Below are 26,353 nucleotides of genomic sequence, written 5' to 3'. Positions count from 1 at the left end.
TCCCGAAGGGAGGGCCATGGTAAAGGGGGGTGAGGGGGTTCTCCCCCCATCATGCAAGTTACCGTGGAACTCCCGAAGGGAGGGCCATGGTAAAGGGGGGTGAGGGGGTTCTCCCCCCATCATGCAAGTTACCGTGGAACTCCCGAAGGGAGGGCCATGGTAAAGGGGGGTGAGGGGGTTCTCCCCCCATCATGCAAGTTACCGTGGAACTCCCGAAGGGAGGGCCATGGTAAAGGGGGGTGAGGGGGTTCTCCCCCCATCATGCAAGTTACAGCAGCCCTTCGATCTTCTCCAGCAGCAGCCTCGGCTCCACCGGTTTGTCGAGAAACGCCTCCACGGGCATGAAATCCGGGCTGATGTCGTGATCCGAGAAGCCGAACGACAGATTGCTGCGTTGATTGACCGCCGAGAGGATCAATACCGGAATGCGTCCCAACTCCCCATCCTGATTGAGCAGGCGCGCGGCCTTGAAGCCGGCCTGGGCATCCTCGGGCAGCATGATGTCCAGGATGATCAGATCCGGGCGTAAAAGTCGCACCTCCTCCAGCAAGCGGTCCGTGTCCCCCTTCACCGACACTTGATATCCCTGGCTCTCCAGAATCATCGAGAGGTTGTCGGTGATGTCCTGGTCGTCGTCGATCAACAGAATCTTGGCCATCTTCATCTCCTGAAAAATTGGATCGCCCGCAAGGGGCGTTTCATGTCGGCAAAGTTACGATAAATCTGGATCCAACACCCAGTTCGCTTTTCACCCGGATCTGCCCGCCGTGCAGACGCACGATTTCGCGCACCAGCGCCAATCCCATGCCGCTGCTGTTGGGATTGAAACGCACCGCGTTGTTGGAACGGAAATGCTCCTCGAAAATCTTCTCCAGATGTTCAGCCGGGATGCCGATGCCGTGGTCGCGAATCTGGAGTACCATCTGCCCTTCGTGTCGCTCCAGGGTCACCTCCACCGCGCCCTCCGGATGGGAGTAGCTGATGGCATTGCGCAACAGATTCGAGAGCATGGTGCTTAGATGCTCCCTGGATGCCTGAAGCGGACACGGGGCCATGTCGAACGAGGCCAGAATCCGCACGCCGCGCGGTTGGCCGATCAACCGGGCATCGTCGATCTCCTTGGCCAGGATGGGAGTCAGATCGGTTTCGCTCAACCCCACATTGGCCGGAGTGGCGGTGCGCAGGTTGCTTAAATGGATGATGTCGGAGATTTTCTCCATCAACAGATCGCACCGTTCGCCGATCCGGTCGATCACCTGTCTGGCCTTGTCCGGCAGGGGGCCGCAGTAGCCGTCGCGCAGGGTGTAGACATAGCTTTTGATGGCCGCGAACGGCGCTTTGAGTTCGTGGGTGGCGCGCAGGGTGATCTGCGATTTCTCCCGGTCCAACCGCTGCAACTGCTGCAAGGCCGACTCCAACTGGCGCTCGCGCAACAACAGGATGGCGGTGATGCCGCCCACCAGATACCAGCAGATCAGAAACGCGATGACAATGCCGAGGATGTAGCTGGAGGTGATCACCAGGCTGGAGGTGACATCGATCATCTTGCGTGAGGCATCGAAGATCGACACCACCGGGATGGCACCCAGGTGTTCCAGGATGATGGGTAAACTGGCAAAAAAAATGCCCACCCAGGTCATGATGAAGCTGTAGGGGCGGGAGAAAAACAGGGTCAACAGGATGATGTGGGGTAAAAACAGAATCAGGATCGGGGTTTCGATGCCGCCCAGGCCATAGGTCAGAAGCGACAGATTGGCGTAATCGCTCAATACCTGAAGACTCAAGAAACGGCAGAGCCGGGTTTTGGCATGCGGATCGGCTTCCAGGTGCCGGGCCATGCGGGTATACAGGTGGTTGCTGGCCGCCAGCAGCAGGCCGACGGTCAAAAAGAAACGGAAATCGACCATCAACAACGGTGGATCCCGCAACGGTGGCAGCAGAGCCCAGAGGGCGCCCACAAAACAGAGCGCCGTGGCGTTCCAGCGGGTGCGGATGAACCACCAGCTGCGTTCCGACATCTCCGTGGTGCGCAATCCCTTCTCGCAGACGCGGGCATGCCAGCTCTGGCGGGGCGTGTCGATCGAGGAGGGGGAAGCAGCCATGCGCGATCACCCCAGCGTTACGCGACTACCGGGTTTGGCACCCTGTGCCGGGCGCCGGAACGCGATCCGGCGAGGCCGGATTCGGGTTGCGCCTTCATGACTGCGAGTATAGGCCATTTCCAGCTCCGCGTCATTTCAAAAGGGCCGCGCGGCCCGAAGGAAAGGGGCGAATCCCGGCGATCAGGGCGGTGACGATCCCCTGCAAGGCGAAAACCAGTTCCGGCAGACAGGTCCGCATCTCCGGGGTCATGTCGCGACCCGGCGACAGGTCGAACGGTTGCACTCCGAACACCGCGATCGGCTGATCAAAACCGAGGGCTTCGGCGATCTCGAGCGCCTCGGCGATCCCCAGTCCGTGGGTCGAGACCGAATCCCAGGTCAGAGGCATCCGTGGGCGGCGCGGATGGAACAGTCGCCAGGAACCGGGTTCAAGACGCATGTCCGCGCAATCGACCAGCAGAATCGCCTGGTCAAGCTCCAGCAGTTCGCCGGCCAGACTCAAGGCGTCGGCATCCTCCCACAAAAGCGGCGTCAGGGCTGGGGATGCGTGCAATCCGGCCAGCCGTTCGACCAGTTCCAGACCGATGGCGTCATCCCCTCCGGCGCGGCTTCCCACCCCGATCAGGGTCAGCGGCAGGGGCTCGCGTTCATCCATGTCAATCCAGAAACTCGACATCCAGCATGTGTACCGAACAGGAGATGCACGGATCATACGCGCGCAGCAACATCTCCATGTGCAGGGTCAGCTCCTCTTTGGACATCTCCGGCAGCATGCGCGGTACGAAGGCCTTCATGTCCTGTTCGATGTTGTTGATGTTCTGACTGGTCGGGATGATGGCGTTGGCCTCGCAACAGCGGCCATCGGCATCGAAGGCGTATTCGTGGAAGAGGATTCCGCGCGGCACCTCGACCGCGCCGGCGCCTCGACCGGCCTGCGGGATGTGGGTGATCGGCTCCTCCTTCAGGCCGCCGTTCAAGGCGCGCTCGATCATCGCCAGGCTGTCGTGGGCGCAGTGGATGATCTCCACCACCTGGGCGACATTGTTCATGTAGGGGTTGAAACAGGGAGTCCTCAATCCCAGGGTTTCGGCCACGCCTTGGGCCGCGGGGTGGAGCTGGTCGAAGTTGTTGTTGACCCGTGCCAGCGCGCCGACCGCGTAGGCGTCGCGATGCCAGCGCGACCACTTGGTGGTGGAGTGGGCTACGGTGAACTCGTTGGTCACCGAGCGGTACTTGGCCACCGGCACGCTGGTTCGGGTTTCCGAGCCGAACACCTCGCCATCGTACAGGGCGTATTCGTCCGGATGTTTGAGCGACACGAATTCGGTCTCCCGTTCGTACTCCGGGATCTTTAACGAGCGTACCACGGCGATGGTCTGCTCCAGATCCGGCAGGGCGGCGAGCAGTCGGACGCGGATCGCCTCCAACCGCTCCGGATCTGGCAGTTTGCGCCATCCTTTCAAGGTGTTGCTCATCGGATGGAGGGTGCGTCCGCCCATCACCTCGGTGTAGTCGTTGGCCAGTTTTTTCAGGCGCAACGCGCGGCGTACCACCTCGGGATGACTCTTGGCCAAAGGCAGGACGCTCGGTGCGCCGACAAAATCCGGCACCGCGAGAAAATAGACGTGCAGCACATGACTTTGCAAAAATTGCGACTGGTTGAGCATTTTCCGCAGCAGCACGGTCTGCGGGGAGACCTCGATCCCCTGGGCGGTTTCGACCGCCTTGGTGGCCGCGAGTTGATGACCAACGCAGCAGATGCCGCAGATGCGCCCCACGATCCAGGGGATCTCTTGCGGCAGCATGCCCCGGGTGAAACTCTCGAAGAAGCGGTTGGCCTCGACGATGCAGAGCTTGACCTCCTCCACCACCCCGTCGCGGGTGTTGATGCGGATGTTGCCGTGTCCCTCGACGCGGGTTACATGGTGCACGTCGATGCGGTAGGTCTTGGTATCAGGGTTCATGCGAGCACCTCACGAGTCGTCCCGGCGGTTCCGCGCTTAAAAAAAGGCGATAACGGTTGGCGATTTGCGCGTCGGTCAGGCCCAGGCGGTGCAACAGCGCCCGATGCGCCTCCAGATTGGCGTGGGGCACCAACCCCCGGCAGCCGTCGCAGCGGTAGCCGTGGGTCACGCAGATCGCCTTGCATCCCCCGCGGGTGATCTGTCCCAGGCAGACTTCGTTGCGATCGTAGGCGCATTCGTTCTCGAGCGCCTTGCACTCCACGCATACCGGGTGTTGGGTGATGCGCGGTCTGGTGCCGGTGATCAGCGCCTTGACCAGTTCCACGAACTCCTCGGGCACCAGCGGACAGCCGCGCAGCTCGAAATCGACCGGCACGATCTCGGCCACGGTGCGCACCCGCGTGTGGGCCCAGAGCGGCCAGAACTCTGGATCGGTCTGCACCCGGTCGCGTTCTCCGGTCCCGTAAACCCGCCGGAAATGTTCCGCCGGGGCGAGAAAATTGGCGCGTGCCTGGACATTGCCCGTGCAGGCGCATCCCCCCATGGCGACCAGATGGGTCGAACGGGCACGAATGTCGCGCAGTCGCTCGGCATCCTGCTCGCGGTGGATGCTCCCTTCGATAAAAGCCACATCGTAGCGCGAGGCGGTCTCGGAGATGGCCTCGCGGAATTCGACGATATCCACCCACTCCAGAAGATCCAGCAGGATATCCTCGCAGTTGAGCACCGCGAGTTGACACCCCTCGCAACTGGCGAAATCGAAAAAGGCGACCTTGGGTTTCATAGCAGCGCCTCCGGCAGATGGGCGATCCGGTCGTAGCGGAACACCGGTCCCTCCTGACAGCAGGTGACCTGATTGATCTGGCAGTGTCCGCACTTGCCCACGCCGCATTTCATGCGCCGTTCCAGATCCACGAAGAGGTGATCATCCGGAATGCCTCGGCTTTTGAGTTCCAGAAGCGCGAATTTGTACATCACCGGCGGTCCGCACAACGCCACCAATGTCCGGGTCGGATCGATGGACAACTCGGAGATCGGCGCGGTCACCAGCCCTACCTGTCCGTCCCAGGGCAGATGATCGGGCCGGTCCACCAGACGGATCACCCGGATCTTGCCGTTGGATTGGCCCAGCCGCTCCAGGGCGCGCATCTCCTCCCGGAACAGCTCCTCGGCGGGGGTGCGGCAGCCGCTGATGATGGTGAGAGAGGGGAATTCGCTCAATCGGGCCAGTACCGCCTGAATCAGGGAGCGCATCGGCACCAGACCCAAACCGCCGACGATGAGGACGAGCGGGTGTCCGGTCAGCGACTCCAGATCGAAGCCCGAGCCGAACGGACCGCGCACCCCGAGGGTCTGTCCCGGTTTCGTGGCGTGCAGGGCATGGGTAAGGGAACCGACATCCCGGATCACCATTTCCAGCAGGTTGTCCGCGCGCGGCCCGCAACTGATCGAAATGGGCGCTTCGCCGACGCCCAACAGCGAGAGCATGATGAATTGGCCTGGGCGGTGGTTCAGGGGGCGTTGCAGTTCGAGTTGAAAAAACTTCTCCCGCGCGGTCATGGGGGTGATCTCCAGGATGCGCGCCGGTTGCGGCACAAAGAGGTTCGGATCGATTGTCGTGTTCATCGTCCCGCCTCCGCGTGTTCGATCAAATCCGCGATGATGTCGAAAATATCGATGCCGGCGGTGCATTGCCGCCCGCAGCGTCCGCAACCGGTGCAAAAGGAGGGAGTGTCGAAGCGATCGTTGAGATAGGCGAATTTGCGTTTCACCCGATGTTTTTGACGTGCGGAGGGGGTGGGACGGAAATCGTGGCCGCTCGCCACCTGGGCAAAAGTCGGGAGCATGCAGCCATCCGCCGTGCGAACACGCTGTCCGGATTGAAAATCGGGCAACTCCAGGGTGTCGTGGACATCGAAACAGTAACAGGTGGGGCAGACCAGATTGCAACTGCCGCAGGAGAAACAGGTTTCTACATGTTTTTCCCAGATCCAGGCCGCACCCTCGGCAAATAGGTCTGCACCGGGGGGCGCTTCGGTTGGCCACTGTCTGCCGAAGGGACGGACACGGCTGGCCTCGATTCGTTTTCTGACCGCATCCGGATTCGCGCATGGGGTGAAGTCACACCCTTCCAGCAAGGCCGCGCCTGCTTCGCTGAACACCTCCAGGAGCATTTTTTCGTCGAGTGGAGTGAGAAACAGATCGGCATTGGCATGCCAAGCGAGGGAGCCCGCCGCATCGCAAAAACAACGTTCGTCGCACGGGGACAGACAGTCGCAGCCGATGAGCGTGGTATGGGTGCGGCGAGTGAGATGGTGCGGATCGGCGTGCCCCTCGCGGTTGACCCGATCCAGCAGCTCGATCCCCTTCAAGTCGCATGGACGGACTCCGGCCAGCACGCGTTCGGTATGATCCAGCACCGGTTGCAGTTCGGGAGTCGCGGAATCTCGGTCGCGGAAGAAGAACAGGGTCTCCGAGGCGGGCGAGAGCTTTTTGCCGGGCGGGGCCAGGGTGGGACGATAGCCGTGAAATTCGATGCCGGAGTCGGGTTTGACGGGCAGAAAGCGGTAATTTTCCTGACCGACCCGTTGCGGGAAATAGACCGTTCGTTCACGCCCCAACCGTCGGATCCAGGAGATTACCTCCTGTTTTGGAACCAGAAATGTGCGCATGTGTGGTCTGCTTACCCCCCTTTCCCTCTTGGAAGAGTCGTGCATGCGGACGTGAAATCCGAGATGCCAAGGCGTGCCACGGGACGATTCCCTCGGTTTTTGCTGGCCTTTATCGACAAGGACATGAAAAATACATGATAGCACGGATTGTCGTCGGGCGATAATATCGAATAATGCTATCATAATCGTTTTTGCAGCTTGATGATCGCCCTGATGACCGATCGACTCTTCCAAAGACTTGCCGGGTTCCAGAAACGCTCGCTTTTACGATGGGAACGGTGTATTTTAAAGTGGCATCATTCCGGGGTTTGTGGATGCGAGATCCCTGGAGGAGGTCTTTTCAGACTGATCCATGTGGAGTCGTCTCTGGAGAAGATCGTTGCCGACCAGGCGATTTTCGGAATCGGCGCGCGCCCTCCAAGCGGGCAAGGTGGAGCCTGCGTTCGGATCCTGACGATAATCGACTGTTTCGAAAATCTTGTTCGTTGAGGTGAACGCACGGGAGATTTTTATCCCGAAAGCCGTGCGCATGCAGGCGCATAACGAAAACTAAGCCGTCTTCAGTTTGAAGGAGCACCAGACAATGACAGCGAACGAGCGCGAATGGCGATGACAAACGGAATTGTGGTATAATCAAGCATTTGGGGAGTACGGTTTCGCATGCGCGGCCAAAGGCGCTACCTGGAATGGCGGTCAGTGGAAACCGCGCATCATCGCGGATACGCGGTCCACGCCGGCGGAGGAGTTGGATGAAGAAGAGACTTCGGCGATTTTCTCCCACGAACGGTCGTCCCGCCAGGAGTGGTCCGTTCGCTCGGAAGAGACCGGTGAAGCTGGGCTTGTTGTCTCCCCTGAGCGGCGTGGCGGCCATTTACGGGGATGAGGTCGTGCTTGCCGCCCGGATCGCGGCCATGGAGGTGAATGAACAGGGCGGCGTTCTGGGCAGACCCTTGCACCTGATCATCGAGGACGATGGCTGCCATCCGGAGATGGCCGTTCGGGCTGGGGAACGGTTGATCGATCAACACGGTTGCGTGGCGCTCGTCGGCAATCTGCTCTCCAATGCGCGCATCGCCGTGACCTATCGGGTCGCCGAGTCGCGGAGGGTTCCTCTGCTGAACTTCTCCTTCTACGAGGGGAGCATCTTCAGCCGCTATTTTTTCCATTTCGCGGCTTTGCCCAACCAGCAGATCGATCGGATGATCCCCTGGATGAAGGAGCGGTACGGAGCGCGGATGTTCTTTGCCGGCAACGGTTATGAATGGCCGCGCGGTTCCATCGCGGCGGCCAAGGAGGTGTTGCTGCGCACCGGTGGCACGGTGTCTGGAGAGGAGTATCTGCCGATCTCGCTCACCGATGAGCAGATCGATCGGTTGCTGCACCAACTGATGGAATCCGGCGCGGATGTGTTTGTGCCTTATTTTGTCGGCAGCGATCAGATGCGTCTTCTGACCCGTTTTTCCACGCTCGGACTCAAGCATCGAATCGCCGTGGTGATGGGACATTTCGACGAAAGGATGGCCAGCCATCTGTCTCCGGATGTGCGGCAGGGGTTCTATGCCAGTAACACTTATTTTATGTCGTTAAAAAATAAAGATAATATCGGCTTTTTGGACAGGCTTTCCAGAATGCCGGGGGTTCGCGGGATCTGGCCGGATGGCAATGGTATCGTGACCCATTTCGGCGAGGGGGTTTATCTGTGCGTGAAGGCTTTCGCCCAGGCGGTCAATCAGGTTGGCGGACTGGGTGTCGAGTCGCTGGTGGAAGCCCTTGAGAACGTGTCGATCTCTTCACCTCAAGGGACAGTCCGCATGGATCCTGAAACCCATCACGCACGGGTGCAGACCTTCTTGACCCGGTGCGATGCGGCGGGACGATTCGAACTGGTTTGCGAGTTCGGTCCGGTCGATCCGGTCATTCCGGAAAGATATGCCATGCACCAGGTCGATGTGCCGCTTGTGTGTCGGGACGATCGGCGGCTTCAGGCGCTCATGCTTGAGAACATGACCGAAGGGGTGTGCCTGGTGCGGGCCGGCGATGCCACCATCGTTTACGTGAACCGGGGATTCGAGCGGTTGTTCGGGTATGCGCGCGGGGAGATCCTGGAGCGGAACATCGAGGTGATTCATGAACCGGTGCATGATGATTCGGTTCCCGAGGTTCGGCGGATCGCCACCCATTTGCTGCACAAGGGGCAGTGGGTCGGGGAGACCCGCAACATCCGCAAGGATGGGACACCGTTTTGGGGGCATGTGTCGATCACCTCGCTGACCCATCCGGTGCATGGCGAGTTGTGGATGGCGATTTTGCAGGATATTTCCGAGAGGAAGCGCAACGAAGAGGCGTTGCGTGGCTATCAGGACACCCTTGAGGAGCAGGTTCGGCTTCGGACTCTGGCGCTTGAACGGGCGCGGGACGATGCCGAGGCCGCCGCACGCGCCAAGGAGAGTTTTCTGTTCAACATGAGCCATGAAATTCGCACCCCCATGAATGGTGTGCTGGGCATGGCCGACCTGATTTTGAAAACCTCATTGACCGAACAGCAACGCCATTATGTCAATACCATTCATCGATCGGGACGGTTGCTGCTGCGGATCATCAACGACATCCTGGATTTCGCCAAGATCCGGTCCGGGCAGTTTCATCTGGAGATCATTTATTTCAGTCTGAACGACGTACTCAAGCATATCCGGGAACTTTTTGAGCAGCAGGCCAGCGCAAAGGGTTTGCATTTTCGGTTTCAGGCGCGTGCATCCCTTCCCGAGGGGTTGCTTGGCGATCCGTATCGACTCGATCAGATCTTGTTCAACCTGCTGGGCAATGCCGTGAAGTTCACCGAAGCCGGTTCGATCACGCTGTCGGTGGAGGTGGAGGAGGAGAGGGAGGCTGATCTGGTGTTGCGGTTTCTGATCGCCGATTCGGGTGTCGGGATTTCTCCGGAGTACCTGGAGCGGATTTTTCAGTCGTTTTCTCAGGAGGATTCGTCGGTGGCGCGCCGTTTTGGCGGGAGCGGACTCGGTTTGGCGATTGCCCGGCAACTGGTTTTGTTGATGAATGGTCGCTTGTGGGTGGAGAGTGCTCCGGGAGTTGGATCGACGTTCGGGTTCACGGCGCGTTTCGGCAAGATGCATCCTGGGATCATCCCTCGATCCGTGGACTGGAACCGGTTGGACGAGCCGGATGCGCGTGAGTCGGGCGCGTGTCGCGGTGGTTTGGAAGGGCGCATTCTGCTGGTCGAGGACAATGTTGTCAATCAGGAGGTGGCGGTGGCCGCGCTGCGGCTGTTCGGGTGTGAGGTCACGGTGGAGGACAACGGACTCAGTGCCCTGGAGCGTTTGAAATCCGCTCCGGAGTCTTTCGATCTGATTCTCATGGATTGTGAAATGCCGATCATGGATGGCTTCGAAACGACCCGTCGCGTGCGTCAATGGGAGTTGGCGCGCGCGCGTTCCCCCATGCCGATCGTCGCGTTGACGGCGCATGTGTTGCAGGAGAGTCGCCAGAAGTGTCTTGCATCGGGGATGAACGACCATCTGCGCAAGCCGTTCGGTTTGAATGAATTGGGTGCCATGGTCAGGCGTTGGCTGCCGCCCGTCGTCAGGGGCGGGCCTGTCGGAGATCCGGAACCGACGCAGGCGCTTGAATCGGGGGATAGGGGCGGGGTGCTGGACGGCGTGGCGCTGGAGCGGATCATGACCTTGGCCCGCAAGGGGGATTCGACTCTGCCCAGACGCATGGTCGCGCATTATATGGAACAAACGCGGGATCTCTTGGGGAATCTTTCGGAGGCGGTCGCGAAGGGGGATGGCGAGGCGGTGCGGGTGGCGGCCCATTCTCTGAAATCGTCGAGTCTGACCATGGGGGTCGTGGGGTTGGCGGAGATGGGGGGGGAGATGGAGGCGAACCATGCGGATCTGGAGCGGGTCGGACGCTGTGTGGCGGCATGCGCGCGTTTGTATGATCAGGCAGGGGAGGCGCTGAATGCTGTGTGTCGGGGCTGAGGACGGCGGGATCGGGGAGGTCGGGAGCTTCCTTTCGGATGAACGTCCGCGTGTGAGGCGGGTGTTCGATCCTGGGGTGATCGCGATGTTTCAGCGGGTTTTGCCGGATGTTTTGTGCATTCGGGAGCGGTTTGCCGAGGATGCGGATGCAGCCCGGTCCAGGGTGCTTTTGTGGGTCGATGACTGTCTGGTGGTGCGATGAACACGATTCTGATCGTCGATGATGATCCGGTAACCCGGATTTTCCTGGAGGAGATGTTGCTTCAGGGTGGGTATCGCGTGGTTTCGGCATCCAACGGCGTGGAGGCCCTGGAGCGACTGGAAGAGCGATCCTGCGATTTGATTTTGATGGATATTCTGATGCCGGTGATGGATGGGTACGAAGCGACCCGTCGCATCAAGGCGCGCAGCGCGTCGGGATTCTTGATTCCCGTGATTTTTCTGACCTCGGTGCAGACCGATCAGGAGTTGGCCTGGTGTCTGGAGTGTGGCGGGGATGATTTTCTGAACAAGCCGCCGAATCCTATTTTGTTGAATGCGCGCATCCAGGTCTGGTTGCAGCGCGCCGACCTGGCCAATCGGTTGGCCATCGATCGATTGGATGTGGAAAACGTCATTCTCAAGATGCGTTTGGACCATCATTTCGATCCACGAGGGTTGAGGGTGCTGATGACCCCTCTTGGAAGAACCACGGGTGACATCGTGCTTTCCGCCTGTCGGGAGGATGGGGTTCAATGTCTGATGGTGGGCGATTTTGCCGGACACGGACTTGCGGCGGCGATTTGCGGGCCTTTGGTTTCCGATTTGTTTTATCGTTTGACCGGGCAGAATGTCGATCTCTGGACCATCATATCACAACTGAACAGTTTGATTTACACCCGCATGCCGATCAATATGTTTCTGTCCGCCGCGTTTCTCGAATTGGATCGAACGCGCGGCGTGCTGCATGTCTGGAACGCCGCGTTTCCTCCGGTGGTGCGGATCCGGGCAGGCAAGGCGATGGATCGATTCCCCGCCAATCTGCCTTTGCTGGGAATTCAGGCGGAGTTGAGCGTTCCCGCGCAGCGTTGCAGGCGGGAGTGGCGGGAAGGCGATCGGGTCTATCTGTTTTCGGATGGAAGCCTGGAGACGCGTTCGGATACCTGGGAGTTTTTTGGAATGGAACGCATGGAAGCGTTTCTGGAGCGTGAAATTTTTGTGGGGGGAGAGTTGGAAACCATCTTGCCGGTTCTCGAGGCTTTCAGTGGTGGCAAAGAGCGGATCGACGACATCACCATGGTGGAGGTCCTATGATCGAGATCGAAGAGTTGAGCGGCAGAGTCGTGGTGACCCTGCCGGAGGAGTTTTCGTACCGAATGTATCGGGAATTCCGTGACATCTATCAGCATCGGAACCCTGGCGTGCAGTACGATATCGACTTCAATCTGGTCAAGATCATCGACAGTTCCGCCCTGGGCATGCTGTTGTTGATGTACGAGTTTTGCAAGGGCAACGACAGTCGTATCCGGTTGTTGCGGTGCAACAGCCGGATTGCCAGGTTGCTCGTCTATTCATCGATCGACACACTCTTTGAGATCGATCAGAATGTGGTTTGACGGCGTTATGGGGATGGGGGCGGGAGGGGGTGGGTCATTTCGCGGTTTTCCGATTGCGTGCCCGTTTTTTTGCAATCCGGCTTGCATGGGAATGGTGTCGTTGTGCGGAGGCATGAATACGATAAAAATTCCTGCTTGGCATGTCAAAGGGGATGATGTAATCTTGGAACGAATACGGGTCATCGTGAACGTGCATGATGGGGGATCTCCCCCTCACCCCCGCGTGGTCCTCCTGAAGGGCGTGCCACGGTCAAGAGAGAGGTGCGATGTTCGACATGCGAACCGTGGATGGGTCAACACTGCTGATTGTCGATGACCTTTCGGAAAATCTTTCCATCATCAGCGATCTGTTGCAACCGTATTACGAGGTGCGCGCCGCGACCTCGGGGGGAAGGGCGTTGCGGATCGCATCGGGTGATACGCCACCCGATCTCATTCTGCTGGATGTCATGATGCCCGACATGGACGGGTATCAAGTGTTCGAACAACTGCGCCTCAATCCGAAAACTCAGAATATCCCCGTCATTTTCATCACCGCCATGGATGGATCGGCTGCCGAATTGCGTGGTCTGACCGCCGGTGCCGTGGATTACATCACCAAACCGATCGTGCCGGCGCTTCTTCTGGCGCGGGTTCGCCTGCAACTGGAACTCAAGCATGCACGGGATCGGTTGGCCAATCAGAATGCCTGGCTGGAGAACGAAGTCAACCGACGCATGGCCGAGAACGAGCGCATGCAGAGCGTCACGATCCATGCGTTGGCCCACCTGGCCGAAATTCGCGATCAGGAGACCGGGCATCATATCGTTCGCACCCAAAGCTATGTTCGACAACTGGCCGTGAGCCTCCAGGCGCGCCAACGACCGGACGACGATCTGACCGATGCGACCATTGCCATGCTGGTCCGCAGTGCTCCCTTGCACGACATCGGCAAGGTCGGGGTTCCGGATGACATTTTGCGGAAGGCCGGTCCTCTCTCGGAGTCTGAATGGATCATCATGCGCGCCCATGCCCGAAAGGGCGCGGAAGCCATCGCTCTGGCACAACAGGATGCCGGCCAGCCGGTCCCCATCCTTGAAATGGCCAGGATCATCGCCTGCTGGCATCACGAACGCTGGGATGGATCGGGATATCCGGATGGTCTGGCGGGTCGGGAGATTCCGTTGCCGGCCCGATTGATGGCCGTGGCGGATGTGTTCGATGCCTTGATCTCGCCGCGCGTCTACAAGCGGGCACTCCCTTTGGACCAGGCGCGGATCATCATCGCCGAGGGGAGGGGCAGGCATTTCGAACCGGATCTTGTGGATGTTTTCTTGAGTGATTTTGACAAGTTCTGTGAAATTTTCATCCGTTTCCCGTGAGGTCGTGCCATGCTGCGAACTGGACATATCCTGTTGGTGGAGGACGAGGCGTTGACGTCCACCATCATTTGCGAACTGCTCGAAGCGCATGGGGCTCGAGTCACGATCTGTTCGGATGGGGAGACGGCCTGGGAACATCTGGATGCCAATCCGTCGGGATACGATGTCGTTCTCCTGGATCGCATCATGCCGAAACTGAATGGGATGGAATTGTTGCGACGCATCAAACAGGATTCCCGTCTGGCACATGTTCCCGTGATCCTTGAGACGGTGCAGAGCGATCACGAGAGTGTGCGCGAAGGGTTGCAGCAGGGGGCGTACTATTATCTGACCAAACCATGGCAGGCCCAGGTTCTGCTGGCCGTTGTCAAGACCGCCTTGCAACAGTGTCTGGAAATGCGGAATCTGGTCGAGCGGGTGCGATGCGCGGAGCGTCCCCTCAGTCTGATGCAATCGGGCGTGTTCGCTTTCCGCGATCTGGAAGAGGGGCGCCTGCTGGCCAACCATCTGGCCCATGCCTGTCCGGAACCCGAACGGGTGATCATGGGGTTGCAGGAGTTGTTCGTCAATGCCGTCGAGCATGGGAATCTGGAAATCTCTTACCAGGACAAGGGGCGTCTGCTTTTGTCCGGCGAATGGGAAACGGAGATCGAGAGGCGTCTGCGGTTGCCCGAACTCCGGGAACGCATGGTGGAGGTGCGGTTCGAACGCGGCCCGATCTGGTTGCAGTTTACCATCCAGGATCAGGGGCATGGCTTCGACTGGCGGCAATATCTCGATTTTTCTCCGGAACGGGCTTTCGATCTTCATGGTCGGGGGATTGCCATGGCTGGCAAATTCAGTTTTGACGGCCTCGACTATCAAGGGAATGGCAATAGCGTCACAGCCGTGATCGACGCACGGTCGGAGCGGGCGGATGGGTGAGCGGAAGGTGCGCATGTCCAACGACGGGGAGGGGGATGTCGCCTCGTTCGGCCTGGATATTCAGGGCAGCATCATGACTGTTGTCATGGTTTATTTTCTGTTCGCGGCCTTGTGGATCCTGCTTTCGGATCGCGTGGTGATCTGGTTGTTTCAAAACCCGGAGCACATTCTGCTGGCCAGTACGGTCAAGGGCTGGTTGTTCGTGGTGGTCACGGCGCTGCTGCTGTATGGCATGTTGCGTCGTCTGCCCTTGGCCGGTTCCGAGAAGACCGTGACCCGAGGTCGCTTCAAACTGATCCTGTCGTTCGTCGTGGGAGGCATTTTGTTGGTCGTGGGGGCCAGTACGGTCTACACGCTCCAAAACCATCAAGAGATGACCTTTTCCAGACTGCGCATCATCGTCGATCTCAAGGCCAGACAGATCGGCGACTGGTTGAGCGAAAGGCTGGACGATATCGCGCTCGTGCAGAAGAACGCCGAATTTGCCGAATTGCAAAAAGTCTGGTGCGCCGACCAGGAGCCGAAGGCCAGAGAGCGGATCGTCGCCAGTCTGGATCTGCTGCGTCGCAGCCATGGCTATCAGAGCGTGGTCCTGTTGGATGCCGGCGGCCATTCACTCAACGATTCCGGAGAATGGGAGTTCTTTTCCGAGCCGCTCTGGAACGAATTCGTCACGACGCACGATGCCGATCGGATCCGGGTCGATCTCCGCATGGATCGTTTCGGACAGCCGAGCCTTTTCATCGTCGCGCCGTTGGATGACGTATCGCCCCGGGCCTGGATCGGTTTTCAGGTGGATCCGACCGTTTGGCTGTATCCCATGCTACAGTTCTGGCCCATGCCCGACACCAGTGGCGAAACCTTGTTGTTCCGGGCCCGGAACGGGACGGTGCAGTTTCTCAATGCGCTGCGTTATCATGCCGATGCCGCGCTCAAGCTCCAGCTTCCCTTGGAACGCGGCAACCTGCTGGCGGCACGACTCCTGAACGGGGATGTGGCGCATGGCCAGATCATGAAGGGGCGTGATTATCGTGATGTTCCGGTTTATGGGGTGGCCCACGCCATCCCCAGGACCGATTGGCATCTGATTGCCAAAATCGATCAGGCCGAGTTGTATCGGCAGATGACCGCATCCTCGGCATGGATCCTGTTGGCCGGGGTGTTGGCGGTCTCCGCCGCCGTGATGGCGATGATCTTGTTGCGTCGTGGGGAACAACTCGCGGTGGTCGCCGAGCTGCATCGCGCCCAGGAGGAGCGTTTGCGGGCCTTGCAACTGCTCGATGCCATTGTGGACAGTTCGGAAGATGCCATCTTCGCCAAGGATCTGGACGGACGTTACATTCTGTTCAACAAGGCCGCGGGCGGATTTGTCGGCATGGCCGCGCACAGGGTGTTGGGATTGGACGACGGGACGTTGTTTCCGGCTGAGCAGGCCGAGATGATCCGTTCCGCCGATCGCAGGGTGATCGCCGAAAAACGCTCGATCATCCAGGAAGAGCGCTTGGCCACGCATCAGGGTATCCGGTTTTTTTCCGCCTTCAAGGGGCCGCTTTTGGATTTGCATGGCCAGATCATCGGATCGTTCGGCATTTCGCGGGACATCACCGAGCGCAAGCAGGCCGAGGAGAGTCTGCGTCAGAGCGAGGTGCTTTTTCGCACCTTGTTTCAGACCGCCGCGGTATCGATCATCCTGTTCGACAAGGAGACCGGAACGATCCTGGATGCCAATCGTCGCGCCTTGGCCTCCTATGGCTTTGAAACCCTGGCCGATCTTCAAGAGAACGCCTTCTGGATCGAGCCGCCCTATTCCCGGGAAGATGCCTTGAAATGGATCCGCAGCACGTCGTTCGAAGGCAAACAGCGGTTCGAATGGAAAAATCGCGACCGTCATGGGGCGGAGTTCTGGGAAGAGGTGTTGCTCAACGCCATTCTGATCGATGGCATGGAGCGGATTCTGGCGGTGTCGATCGACATCACCGCGCGCAAGAACATCGAGGAGGAGTTGTTGCGTTTGACCGTGGAGACCATCCAACGCAATGAGGAGTTGGAACGGTTCAACGAGGCGATGGTGGGGCGTGAGTTGGTGATGTTGGAACTCAAGCAGGAGATCAATGTCTTGAGTCGGGAGTTGGGACGGGAGCCCCCGTATTCCCTGGCGTCGTCGGAGCGGGCGGTGACGCTTGAGGAGGCGCGATGATCGAGTCCCGCCTGGCCGCGAGAGAGTCGATGATGCCGGTGATGCCGGTGGTGACGGTCATTCTGGCGGCTGTGATCGGTGTGTTGTTCTGGATCGGCTGGGAGGAGAACCTTGGTCGGCGCGCGTGGGGATGGATCGGCTTTTGTGCGTCGCTGTTGCTGGTCGGAGGGTTCGCCGTTCGGAACATGTGGGAAAAAGCGGTCAGGTTGCAGAGGGCCGATGAATGGCGACAGACCGAATGGCTGGCCGTTCGGGAGCGATCCAGGGTCCATGAAATCCTGTTCGCACATCTCTTCGACCATGCGGCGACGGGGTTGGCCCTGCTGGATCCGGATGGTCGGTTTCTGCGGGTGAATCCGCGCCTGTGCCGTATCCTGGGCGAATCCGAAGCGTCGTGGACAGGGCGCGGGTTTTGGGAGTGCGTCGATTCCGGCGGGGCTGCCCCGGATTGGAGCGCGCTGTCGAACGGTGTGGACGGGGTGTTGGACACCCGGTATCGGCGGGCCGATGGGGTGAGCGTCTCGATTCGCTGGAGCCTGTTCTGGCCTCGTGACGCGAACGCGCCGATTCGACAGGCGGTGTTGTTCGCGGAGGAGAACGGCGGGAACGGAACGCCGGAACAGATGTTCAAGGAGGCCTCCGTTCAGATGCTGGAATTCTTGAAACTGGCGGGAATCGGCATCTGGCAATGGGATATCGCCGCGGGTCGTCATGAGTGGTCGGAGGCGATCTATCACATCTACGGGCGGGATCCGACCTTGCCGCCTGCCGTCTATCCGGAGGTGGCCGGATATTTCACGCCAGAGTCGTGGCGTGGATTATCGGCTCAGGTCGAGGTGTGTCTGCAAAGCGGGCAGGAGTATGAATACGAAGCGGAAGTGATTCGACCGGATGGGGAGCGTCGCTGGATCGTCGCCAGGGGGATGGCCCGGCGGGACGGGAACGGGGTGATCACGAGCCTGTTCGGAACGGTGCGGGATATCACGATGCGGAAACAGGCCGAGTGGTCGCTGCGCGAGAGTCAGAAGGAAGCGCTCGAAAAGCAACGACGTGGACGACTGGCGGCCCTCAATCTGATGGAGGATGCCATTCGGCAACGTGCCCGCGCCGAAGCGGTGAATGTCCGGTTGCAGGAGAGCGAACATCATTTGGAGCGGGTCGTGGACATGCGTACCCGGCAATTGGCTCAAGCCAAGGATGATGCCGAGGCCGCCAACCGGGCCAAGAGTGCGTTTCTGGCCAACATGAGTCATGAAATACGCACCCCGATGCATGCCATTCTCGGCCTGACGCATCTGTTGCGTCGGGATGGGGCGGCGTCGCGCCGGGCCGAACACCTCGACCGGATCGAGGTGGCCGCGCAGCACTTGTTGGCGCTGCTCAACGACATTCTCGATTTGTCGAAGATCGAGGCCGGGAGTATCCGGCTGGAAGAGAGGCATTTCGCCTTGCCCTCCCTGCTGGACCACATTGTTTCGCTGATTTCACCGCTGGCGCGCGCCAAGGGATTGCGGGTCGAGGTGGAGGCCGTTCCGGAGGTGATGTGGTTGCGCGGCGATTCGACCCGATTGAGCCAGGCCATCCTGAATTATGCCAGCAATGCCGTCAAGTTTACCGAGAGGGGGAGCGTCGGGCTGGGCGTCCGGGTGTTGGAAACGAACGATGCCGGCGTGCGTCTGCGTTTCGAGGTGCGGGACACGGGCATCGGGATCGCTCCGGAACAGGTGTCCCGATTGTTTCAGGCTTTCGAGCAGGCGGATCCTTCCACGACGCGCCGGCATGGTGGAACCGGTCTGGGGTTGGCCATCACCCGACATCTGGCCGTTCTGATGGGTGGGGAGGCCGGTGTCGAGAGCGTTCCCGGTGAGGGGAGTCTGTTCTGGTTCACCGCGGTGCTGCGACAGGGGTGCTCGGACGTGGCCGACGATGTGTTCGCGACGGGGGCGGGGGAGTTGGAGGCGCATCTTCCTGCCGTGATTTCCGATAGGCCCCTGCTGTTGGTGGAAGACAATCCGGTCAATCTGGATGTAACCCGTGAGTTGTTGCAGGGGTTGGGCTATCGCGTGGATACCGCCGAGAATGGTCATGGCGCCGTCGAAAAGGCGCTTGCCAATCGGTATGCCCTGGTGTTGATGGACATGCAGATGCCGCTGATGGATGGCGTGGAGGCGACGCGACGGATCAGGAAGGCGATCGCGCCATCCGATCTGCCGATTCTGGCCATGAGCGCCAACGTCTTCACCGAGGATCGGGAGGCGTGCCTGGCAGCGGGCATGAACGATTTCATCGCCAAACCCGTGATCCCGTCGCTTCTGAACGCCAAATTGCGTCGATGGTTGCAGATGGTCCCGCCCGACGGCGAGGATCAGACGACGACGGCGGCGGCAGCGGCAGCCGACGATGCGCCTCAAAAGAGCCGGTTGTTGTTTGAACTCTCCGTGTTGTCCGGTGTGGATCTCGAGCAGGGATTGTCCGTGGTCAATCGGGATGGAGGTAAATTTCTGGCGCATGTGCACCGTTTTCTGGCGGATCACCGCCTGGACATGGATCGGGTGGGCGAGGCGTTGGCGGGTGCGCAACGGGAGCAGGCGAGCCGGATCGCGCACCGGTTGCGCGGCATCGCCGCGACCTTGGGACTCGTGGAGATCGCCGAGTCGAGTCGTTCCCTGGAGCAGGCCTTGCGGCATGGGGTTGCGGATGCCGACTGCAAGCTCCTGACGGAGCGTTGCCGACTGGCGGTTCTGGAGCTGGAACGACAGACGGAGCGGTTGGCTCCGGATGGTCGGTCGGCGTTGGAGAGTCCCGTGTCGGAAGTTCCGGATGCGTCGTCCGCGGTTGATTGCGTGAATCAACTGGTCGGGTTGCTTCGGGAGGACAATACCCGTTCCGGTCGTTTCGCCCGACTGCATGAGCGGGAGTTGCGTCGTCTGTTGGGCGAGCGGTGGTCGCTTTTTCTGGAGCAGATCGATCGATTCGATTTCGAGGCCGCTCTGGAGACCTTCAACCGTGCGACGTGATGCCCCGGATCGCTTCCTGATCGGTATCCAACGGCAAAGGGGGCTTCCCTGGAAAGCGAATGTGGCGTAAGATGATCCGCTGGCCCGACCGGCCTTTTTTTCTGTTCGTGCGTCCGTTATCCCCGACCTCACAAGATACGCCAAGGCATCATCCATGTACAAAAAAGCTCAAAAATACCCGAACTTTGTTCAAATCGAACAAGATATGCTGGATTTTTGGAAAAAGAAGCAGATTTTTCAGAAATTGAAAGATAAAAACAGCCAAGGCGAAGTCTGGTCGTTCCAGGATGGTCCCATTACCGCCAACAATCCCATGGGCGTCCACCACGCCTGGGGACGTACGCTCAAGGACATCTTCCAGCGTTACCACGCCATGCAGGGCAAACGGTTACGCTATCAGAACGGTTTCGACTGTCAGGGGTTGTGGGTCGAGGTCGAAATCGAGAAGGAACACGGCTTCGCCTCCAAGAAGGATATCAAGGAGTTCGGCATCGAGCGGTTCATCAGCGCGTGCAAGGAGCGGGTGCTGACCTTTGCCGCCAAGCAGACCGAGCAATCCATCCGTCTGGGCTATTGGATGGACTGGGACGACCCCGACCAGTTGCGACGGCTCCGCGATGCGCTTCGTTCCGGCGCCGGGCAGGTGACCTATACCGCCGCCAATGGCCACACGATCACCGCATCGCCCGAATCCATCATCGGCGCCCTCGGCAGTCCCGAGTTCGGAGGCAGCTATTTCACCTTTTCCAACGAGAACAACTATACCATCTGGTCCTTCTTGAAGAAGTGCCACGAGGATGGCCACATCTACCGCGGCACCGACGTGATGCCCTGGTGTCCCCGCTGTGGTACCGGTCTGTCGCAAATGGAGCTGGCCGATGGTCGCAAGATCGTCGAGCATGACGCGGTTTACGTGCGTTTCCCCCTGCGCGATCACCCTGGCGAGGCCTTCCTGGTGTGGACCACCACGCCCTGGACCCTCACCTCCAACGTCGCGGTGGCGGTCAATCCGGAAATGACCTATGTAAAGGTTCGCCACAAGGATTGGATCTATTACGTCGGCAAGGAGAATCTCCATGCCAAGCGCCACCAACTCCTGGAAACCGAGGGGGTCAAGCAGCAGGCCAGGCTTCCCGCCCTCGCGCAACTCCTGCAAGGGCAGGGGGGGCATGTGGAGATTTTGGGCGAAATTCCGGGCAGTTCGCTTCTCGGCATCGCCTACCACGGTCCCCTCGACGACCTGGAGGCCTTGAACATCCCCGGTGGCGTCACCCCCTTCGGTCCGGCCAGGGGGGTTGAACAGACCGCCACCATGGCCCATCGCGCCATTGCCTGGAAGGAGATCACCAGCAACGAGGGTACGGGTATCGTCCACATCGCCCCTGGCTGCGGCAAGGAGGACTACGACCTGGGTCGGGAAAACCATCTCCCCGTCGTTGCCCCCCTGGATGAGAACGGCGTTTTCCAGGACAAATTCGGCGCCTATGCCCATCTGCCCGTCAAGACCGCCAACCAGAACGTCATCACCGCCTTGAAGGAGTCGGGACGGCTGGTGGCCAAGGAGCGCTATCCCCACGTCTACCCCCACTGCTGGCGCTGCAAGACCGAGCTGGTCTATCGGCTGATCGACGGCTGGTACATCGACATGAGCTGGCGTGACCGGATCCAGGCCGTGGTTGGGAGTGTGCGCTGGATCCCCGGCGACGGCGAGGCCAGGGAGCAGGACTGGCTGCGCAACATGGGGGATTGGCTGATTTCCAAGAAGCGTTTCTGGGGGCTTGCCCTGCCGATCTGGGAGTGTTCCTGCGGCTGGTTCACCGTGATCGGTGGCCAGGAGGAGTTGGCTGCCAAGGCAGTGGCGGGGTGGGAGGCGTTTCAGGGACATTCGCCCCACCGTCCCTACATCGATCAGGTCAAGATTGCCTGCGAGGCGTGCGGTGGTCATGCCCACCGTGTCGAGGATGTGGGCAACCCCTGGCTGGATGCCGGCATCGTCCCGTTCAGTACCCTCAACTATCGGCGGGATCCGGAATACTGGCGGCAGTTCTTTCCCGCCCATATGGTCATCGAGTGTTTTCCGGGGCAGTTCCGCAACTGGTTCTACTCGTTGCTCGCCATGAGCGTGAAACTGGATGGTCGGGCGCCGTTCCGCACCCTGCTGGGCCATGCCCTGGTTCGGGACGAGCGGGGCGAGGAGATGCATAAATCCGCCGGCAATTCCATTCTTTTCGACGAGGCCGCGGACGTGCTGGGGGCCGAGGTGATGCGCTATCTGTACGCCTCCCAGAACCCCTCCGTCAACCTCAACTTCCCCGACCTGAAACACAAGGATGGCCATGTCGTCCACACGGACGCCGAGGCGCGCCGCAAACTGCTCGTCTTCTGGAACTGCTACAGCTTCTTTGTCTCCTATGCCACGCTGGATGGATGGACCCCCGGTCCGGAGGATCCCTCGCCCGCGCAACGGGAACCGTTGGACCGCTGGATCCTGAGTCGCTTACAGGGACTGGTGAAACAGGCCCACGAGATGTTCGAGGCCGTTACCGTCTACCGTCTGGTCGCCCATTTCGAGAGTTTCGTCGAAGACCTCTCCAACTGGTATTTGCGTCGTTCGCGCCGTCGCATCTGGGGCACTGGCCTCAATCCCGACAAACGGGCCACCTATGCCACCCTGCACGAAACCCTGGTGACCTGTCTGGAGTTGCTCGCCCCCATCCTGCCCTTCTTCACGGAGGAGATTTACCAGAATCTGGTCTGCTCCGTGGATCCCAAGGCACCGGAATCGATCCATTTGCGCCCCTATCCCCAGGTTGACGCGACGCGCGTCGATGCAGGGCTGGAACAATCCATCGACATCGCCATCCGCATGAAGAACATCGTGCTCAACCTGCGCAACGAATGTCAGATCAAGGTTCGTCAGCCTTTGAACCGCATGGCGATCTTCACCAACGTCCCGGAGGAACGGGGGGTTCTTGGCGATCCGGATTTGCAAACGCAGATCCTGGAAGAGTGCAACATCAAGGAAATTGAGCTGCTTGCCTCCGCGGATCAGGCCGGAATCCGCATCTCGGTCGTTCCCAACTACAAGACCCTGGGTCCCAAGACCGGCTCCGCCATGCCACGGGCGGCGGAGGCCATTGGCCGTCTCGACGCCATGGCCCTGTATTGGAAGGTGATCGTCGAACGCGAAACCTGGCCTCTCCCCATACCGGACGGCACGGTGATCGAACTCACCGCCACGGATCTCAAGTTCTCCTTCGACGCGGGCCAGGGACGCATCGCGGTCTGGGATGGCGGTGTCCTGGTGGTGCTCGACATCGTGATCACGCCGGAGTTGGCCCACGAGGGGTTGGCCAGGGACTTCAATCGCGTGGCGCAGAATATGCGCCGGGAGATCGGCCTGGACATGAGCGACCGCGTTGTCCTCGTGTTTGATGCCCCTGCCGCCGTGGTCGATGCGGTGCGCGTCCATGACGACTATCTCCGTGGCGAGTTGCTCGCCGAGGTGATTCGGCACCAACCGGGTCTCACGGCGGAGACGACCGCCCCCCTGGCAGGTGGCAAGGTGACGCTGCACATGGAGAAGGTCGAGGTTTGAACCGCCTTCGGTTTGGGCCGCGCGCAGCCTTGCGCGCGTCGTTTCCGGTTTTGGAAACCACCCGTATAGTATATGCACGGCAGCCTTGCGGAAAACGGCGCATCTCATGCCGGTTGCGGTTTGGCGGAGGAAAACTGAATCCAAATTGAACGAACGGCCATTTTTTTCAGGCAATCCGCAACGGATTCAATGATGGTTCAGGTTGGCAGGATACCATGGTCCCAAATTTTGGACCTACAAATCCGGAGAACCTCAATGAACGAATTGCACTTCCATGTTGCCGATGCGTCGCACAAACCGTTCAACGTCCTCATTCGCAAGGACGGCCACAATCTGACGGCCCTCTGCTCCTGCTCGAACGGCAAGGAAGGTCTCTGCCAGCACCGTCTGAACATTCTTTGTGGCCTGACCGAAGGGGTGCTTAACGCCCGAAGCGAGGATTTACGTCAGTTGGCATCCTGGATCGACGGTACCGATGTGGGGGAGGCCCTGGTTGCGATGGTGCATGCCAATACACGTCTGATGAACGCTCAGGATGACTTCGTCATCGCCAGAAAACGCCTGGCAGAGGCCATGCTGGATTGATTCGAGGGGTAATAAGGGGCGGTATGGCAGGCGGATTGGCGGCCATGCCGCCCGCATGTCCCATGCTGAATTCTTGACTTGCCCGGTCGGTCAGGCGCTCCGACCGCTTCCAGATTTCGCAAGTACGCCTTGGACGGCATCCACACATCCAAATCCCCCATGGACCCGGGGGATCCCGCCCTGTCGACAGCCTTTCATTCTTAAAAACACCCGAGGAATTTCAATGCACACGAAGCACAACAGGTCATGGCTCGATCCGGAGTCATGGCTACCCATTCTATCCACCCTGCGTCGCTACCGGCTGGGCTATTTGCAAGGCGACCTGATGGCCGGTCTGAGCGCCTGCGTGGTGATGATCCCTTCCGTGATCGCGTATGCGGAACTGGTCCACATGCCGCCGATCACCGGACTCTACGCGGCTCTGGCCGCTTCCATCGGCTTTGCGCTTTTTGCCTCCTCCCGACAGGTGATCGCCGGGCCGGATGCGGCCATTGGCCTGCTGGCCGGCACGGCGATCCTGCCCTTGGCCGCCGGGGATCCGGCGCGCATTCCCGCCTTGGCCGCCACTCTGGGGCTTCTGTCCGGGGTGATCCTGCTGCTGGCTGCCCGACTTCGGGTCGGCACCATCGCCGATTTTCTTTCGCGTCCGGTGTTGATCGGCTATCTGAACGGTGCAGCCCTGATTCTGGTTTCGACCCAGCTGGGCAAGATGTTCGCCATCAAAACAAGCGGAGAAGAGTTTTTTTCGTTGCTCTGGCAGATCATCGACAATCTGCACACCACCCATCGTCCCACCTTTCTCGTGGGTATCACGCTGATTCTGCTCATGGTGATCCTCGGGCGTCTTGCGCCGCGCATTCCCGGGGCTCTGGTGGTGTCGGCCCTTGGCATTCTGGGAACCCTCTATTTCGGTTTGGGCGAAATGGGGGTGGCTCTGGTGGGATCCGTCCCTTCCGGCACCCCGGTGCCCGTGCTGCCGGAATTCCTCGGCTCGGACATACCGGCACTGGCGCCAGCCGCCATGGCCATCGCGTTTCTGGCCTTTTCCGACGGGATTCTTCTTGCCCAGGCGTTCGCGGAAAAGAACCGCTACGAGATCAATCCAAACCGGGAACTCACTGCCCTGGGCATGGCCAACATCGGCGCGAGTCTGCTGCAAGGGTTTCCGGTCTCGGCCAGCTCCTCGCGCACCGTCATCGTCGATGCCACCGGGGGCAAGACGCAGGTGGCCCAACTGGTGGCGGCGGCGGGATTGCTGCTCTTTCTCTATTTCTTGACCGGATTGATCTCACTGCTACCCAAGGTGGCTCTCGGTGCGATTCTCATCGTGACCGCCATGGGCATGCTGGAAATCAAGGCGATGATCGATCTCTATCGCATCGACCGTTTTGAATTCTTCATGGCGATGATGGTCATTCTCGCCATTTTGGTGGCCGGGGTGGTGCCGGGCATTCTGTTGGGGCTGCTCATCTCCCTGATCGGCATGATCGTGGAACTCTCCCGCCCCGGCGATGCCGTTCTGTGTCGTCAGGGGCCAGGCAAGAAATTCCACGATTTCGGCGACAAGGCCCATGCCGGAGAGAGTCTGCCCGGTTTGATCATTTATCGGCTCTACGCACCGTTGATCTTCGCCAATGCCCGACATGTCATGAACCGTCTGCGACATCTGGTGATGAATGCTCCGACACCGGTGAAATGGCTTGTGATCGATGCGCAATCGATCACCGACATGGATATCACGGCGGCACAGAGGTTCGCCGAATTGTACCGGGAGTTCAATGAAGCGGGCATCGTCGTCAAGGTGGCGGACGCGCCGCGTCCCTTCTACCAACAGTTGGAAAAGGTTGGCGCGATCGTCACCATGGATGATCTTCAGTTCTACGTTTCGGTGAAGAAGGCGGCTGAGGAGTTCGAGGCCATGACCAATCCGGTCCGGGAGGTTCGTTTGGTGGTGCGTGACACCACGGAGGATTCCGGGGAGCCGGACGCGGAAAGCGAACCGCGGGAGCTGCTGTTTCGTCGGATTGGCTCCAACATGACGGTCATCTGCTCGTGCAGCCAGGATGACAAGGCCGATTTCTGTACCCATCGCATGGCGATTCTCATGGGCGACATGACGAAGATCGCCCTGCTGGACGGCACGGAGGAGGATGTCGAAACGATCCGGGAGATGATGGCGGGCACCGACGTGGAGGCCGCCTTGCAGAGCATGATCGCCGCGGACAAGGCGCTGCAGAGTTTCAGTCGGGATCTGTTCCAGGCCAAGGAGGAGTTGCTCAAGGCGATGAACGATTGATCGCCGCGCATCCAGGGACGGCGAAGATCCATGCAACGCCT

At 59.9% G+C, this 26,353-nt stretch carries 17 protein-coding genes; 10 read left to right on the top strand and 7 right to left on the bottom strand.

Annotation, left to right across the window (positions count from 1 at the left end):
* Positions 1-268: 268 nt before the first annotated feature.
* The 7 genes from ACV4UY_RS09280 to ACV4UY_RS09250 all read right to left on the bottom strand — a co-directional run bounded on the left by ACV4UY_RS09280 (position 269) and on the right by ACV4UY_RS09250 (position 6,738).
* Positions 269-658 carry a response regulator transcription factor gene (locus ACV4UY_RS09280; protein ID WP_491607321.1) on the bottom strand — a complete coding sequence of 130 codons (390 nt, stop codon included), beginning with the start codon at positions 656-658 and terminating at the stop codon, positions 269-271.
* A 40-nt stretch (positions 659-698) separates the two neighbouring features.
* On the bottom strand, positions 699-2,102 hold the full coding sequence (locus ACV4UY_RS09275; protein WP_491607320.1) for a sensor histidine kinase: 1,404 nt from the start codon (positions 2,100-2,102) through the stop codon (positions 699-701).
* A 130-nt stretch (positions 2,103-2,232) separates the two neighbouring features.
* Positions 2,233-2,757: a hydrogenase maturation protease gene (locus ACV4UY_RS09270; RefSeq protein WP_491607319.1), complete on the bottom strand. Its 525-nt coding sequence runs from the start codon at positions 2,755-2,757 to the stop codon at positions 2,233-2,235.
* 1 nt (position 2,758) lies between these two features.
* Positions 2,759-4,066 carry a Ni/Fe hydrogenase subunit alpha gene (locus ACV4UY_RS09265; protein ID WP_491607318.1) on the bottom strand — a complete coding sequence of 436 codons (1,308 nt, stop codon included), beginning with the start codon at positions 4,064-4,066 and terminating at the stop codon, positions 2,759-2,761.
* Entirely contained in the window at positions 4,056-4,850 is a 795-nt protein-coding gene (locus ACV4UY_RS09260) for an NADH-quinone oxidoreductase subunit B family protein (RefSeq protein ID WP_491607317.1), read from the bottom strand. Before ACV4UY_RS09260 ends, ACV4UY_RS09265 begins: the two co-directional genes overlap by 11 nt.
* Positions 4,847-5,692, bottom strand: a complete 846-nt coding sequence (locus ACV4UY_RS09255) for an FAD/NAD(P)-binding protein (RefSeq protein WP_491607316.1) — start codon at positions 5,690-5,692, stop codon at positions 4,847-4,849. The genes ACV4UY_RS09260 and ACV4UY_RS09255 overlap by 4 nt, the downstream gene beginning before the upstream one ends.
* Positions 5,689-6,738 carry a 4Fe-4S dicluster domain-containing protein gene (locus ACV4UY_RS09250; RefSeq protein WP_491607315.1) on the bottom strand — a complete coding sequence of 350 codons (1,050 nt, stop codon included), beginning with the start codon at positions 6,736-6,738 and terminating at the stop codon, positions 5,689-5,691. The genes ACV4UY_RS09255 and ACV4UY_RS09250 overlap by 4 nt, the downstream gene beginning before the upstream one ends.
* A gap of 827 nt (positions 6,739-7,565) precedes the next feature.
* On the opposite strand from ACV4UY_RS09250, the gene ACV4UY_RS09245 reads away from it, so the two are divergent.
* From ACV4UY_RS09245 to ACV4UY_RS09200, 10 genes are all read left to right on the top strand, one after another.
* Complete coding sequence (locus ACV4UY_RS09245; protein ID WP_491607314.1) at positions 7,566-10,739, top strand: ABC transporter substrate-binding protein; 3,174 nt, start codon at positions 7,566-7,568, stop codon at positions 10,737-10,739.
* A 198-nt stretch (positions 10,740-10,937) separates the two neighbouring features.
* A complete protein-coding gene (locus ACV4UY_RS09240) occupies positions 10,938-12,032 on the top strand; it encodes a SpoIIE family protein phosphatase (protein WP_491607313.1) in 1,095 nt (364 codons plus the stop codon).
* Positions 12,029-12,334 carry an STAS domain-containing protein gene (locus ACV4UY_RS09235; RefSeq protein WP_491607312.1) on the top strand — a complete coding sequence of 102 codons (306 nt, stop codon included), beginning with the start codon at positions 12,029-12,031 and terminating at the stop codon, positions 12,332-12,334. The genes ACV4UY_RS09240 and ACV4UY_RS09235 overlap by 4 nt, the downstream gene beginning before the upstream one ends.
* Before the next feature lie 275 nt (positions 12,335-12,609).
* Entirely contained in the window at positions 12,610-13,695 is a 1,086-nt protein-coding gene (locus ACV4UY_RS09230) for an HD-GYP domain-containing protein (RefSeq protein WP_491607322.1), read from the top strand.
* Between the two features lie 9 nt (positions 13,696-13,704).
* Complete coding sequence (locus tag ACV4UY_RS09225) at positions 13,705-14,619, top strand: response regulator (RefSeq protein ID WP_491607311.1); 915 nt, start codon at positions 13,705-13,707, stop codon at positions 14,617-14,619.
* On the top strand, positions 14,612-16,816 hold the full coding sequence (locus ACV4UY_RS09220) for a PAS domain-containing protein (RefSeq protein ID WP_491607310.1): 2,205 nt from the start codon (positions 14,612-14,614) through the stop codon (positions 16,814-16,816). Before ACV4UY_RS09225 ends, ACV4UY_RS09220 begins: the two co-directional genes overlap by 8 nt.
* Entirely contained in the window at positions 16,813-19,833 is a 3,021-nt protein-coding gene (locus tag ACV4UY_RS09215) for an ATP-binding protein (protein ID WP_491607309.1), read from the top strand. Before ACV4UY_RS09220 ends, ACV4UY_RS09215 begins: the two co-directional genes overlap by 4 nt.
* A 205-nt stretch (positions 19,834-20,038) precedes the next feature.
* Positions 20,039-23,431, top strand: coding sequence for an isoleucine--tRNA ligase (locus ACV4UY_RS09210; RefSeq protein ID WP_491607308.1), 3,393 nt, complete (start codon positions 20,039-20,041; stop codon positions 23,429-23,431).
* Between the two features lie 255 nt (positions 23,432-23,686).
* Positions 23,687-24,016, top strand: a complete 330-nt coding sequence (locus tag ACV4UY_RS09205) for a hypothetical protein (RefSeq protein WP_491607307.1) — start codon at positions 23,687-23,689, stop codon at positions 24,014-24,016.
* A gap of 223 nt (positions 24,017-24,239) precedes the next feature.
* Positions 24,240-26,312, top strand: coding sequence for a SulP family inorganic anion transporter (locus ACV4UY_RS09200; protein ID WP_491607306.1), 2,073 nt, complete (start codon positions 24,240-24,242; stop codon positions 26,310-26,312).
* Positions 26,313-26,353 lie beyond the last annotated feature (41 nt).

It is taken from the genome of Candidatus Magnetaquiglobus sp. (assembly GCF_058402785.1).
Note: the sequence above shows the minus strand (reverse complement) of the source record. Positions and strands in the feature narration are given on the sequence as shown.

Excerpts from the sequence above, each read along its gene's own strand:
- ACV4UY_RS09235 (WP_491607312.1), top strand. The coding sequence starts at position 12,029 with ATGATCGAGATCGAAGAGTTGAGCGGCAGAGTCGTGGTGACCCTGCCG.
- ACV4UY_RS09240 (WP_491607313.1), top strand. The coding sequence starts at position 10,938 with ATGAACACGATTCTGATCGTCGATGATGATCCGGTAACCCGGATTTTC.
- ACV4UY_RS09250 (WP_491607315.1), bottom strand. The coding sequence starts at position 6,738 with ATGCGCACATTTCTGGTTCCAAAACAGGAGGTAATCTCCTGGATCCGA.
- ACV4UY_RS09210 (WP_491607308.1), top strand. The coding sequence starts at position 20,039 with ATGCTGGATTTTTGGAAAAAGAAGCAGATTTTTCAGAAATTGAAAGAT.
- ACV4UY_RS09270 (WP_491607319.1), bottom strand. The coding sequence starts at position 2,757 with ATGGATGAACGCGAGCCCCTGCCGCTGACCCTGATCGGGGTGGGAAGC.
- ACV4UY_RS09255 (WP_491607316.1), bottom strand. The coding sequence starts at position 5,692 with ATGAACACGACAATCGATCCGAACCTCTTTGTGCCGCAACCGGCGCGC.
- ACV4UY_RS09265 (WP_491607318.1), bottom strand. The coding sequence starts at position 4,066 with ATGAACCCTGATACCAAGACCTACCGCATCGACGTGCACCATGTAACC.
- ACV4UY_RS09215 (WP_491607309.1), top strand. The coding sequence starts at position 16,813 with ATGATCGAGTCCCGCCTGGCCGCGAGAGAGTCGATGATGCCGGTGATG.
- ACV4UY_RS09205 (WP_491607307.1), top strand. The coding sequence starts at position 23,687 with ATGAACGAATTGCACTTCCATGTTGCCGATGCGTCGCACAAACCGTTC.
- ACV4UY_RS09200 (WP_491607306.1), top strand. The coding sequence starts at position 24,240 with ATGCACACGAAGCACAACAGGTCATGGCTCGATCCGGAGTCATGGCTA.
- ACV4UY_RS09230 (WP_491607322.1), top strand. The coding sequence starts at position 12,610 with ATGCGAACCGTGGATGGGTCAACACTGCTGATTGTCGATGACCTTTCG.
- ACV4UY_RS09260 (WP_491607317.1), bottom strand. The coding sequence starts at position 4,850 with ATGAAACCCAAGGTCGCCTTTTTCGATTTCGCCAGTTGCGAGGGGTGT.
- ACV4UY_RS09275 (WP_491607320.1), bottom strand. The coding sequence starts at position 2,102 with ATGGCTGCTTCCCCCTCCTCGATCGACACGCCCCGCCAGAGCTGGCAT.
- ACV4UY_RS09280 (WP_491607321.1), bottom strand. The coding sequence starts at position 658 with ATGGCCAAGATTCTGTTGATCGACGACGACCAGGACATCACCGACAAC.
- ACV4UY_RS09225 (WP_491607311.1), top strand. The coding sequence starts at position 13,705 with ATGCTGCGAACTGGACATATCCTGTTGGTGGAGGACGAGGCGTTGACG.
- ACV4UY_RS09220 (WP_491607310.1), top strand. The coding sequence starts at position 14,612 with ATGGGTGAGCGGAAGGTGCGCATGTCCAACGACGGGGAGGGGGATGTC.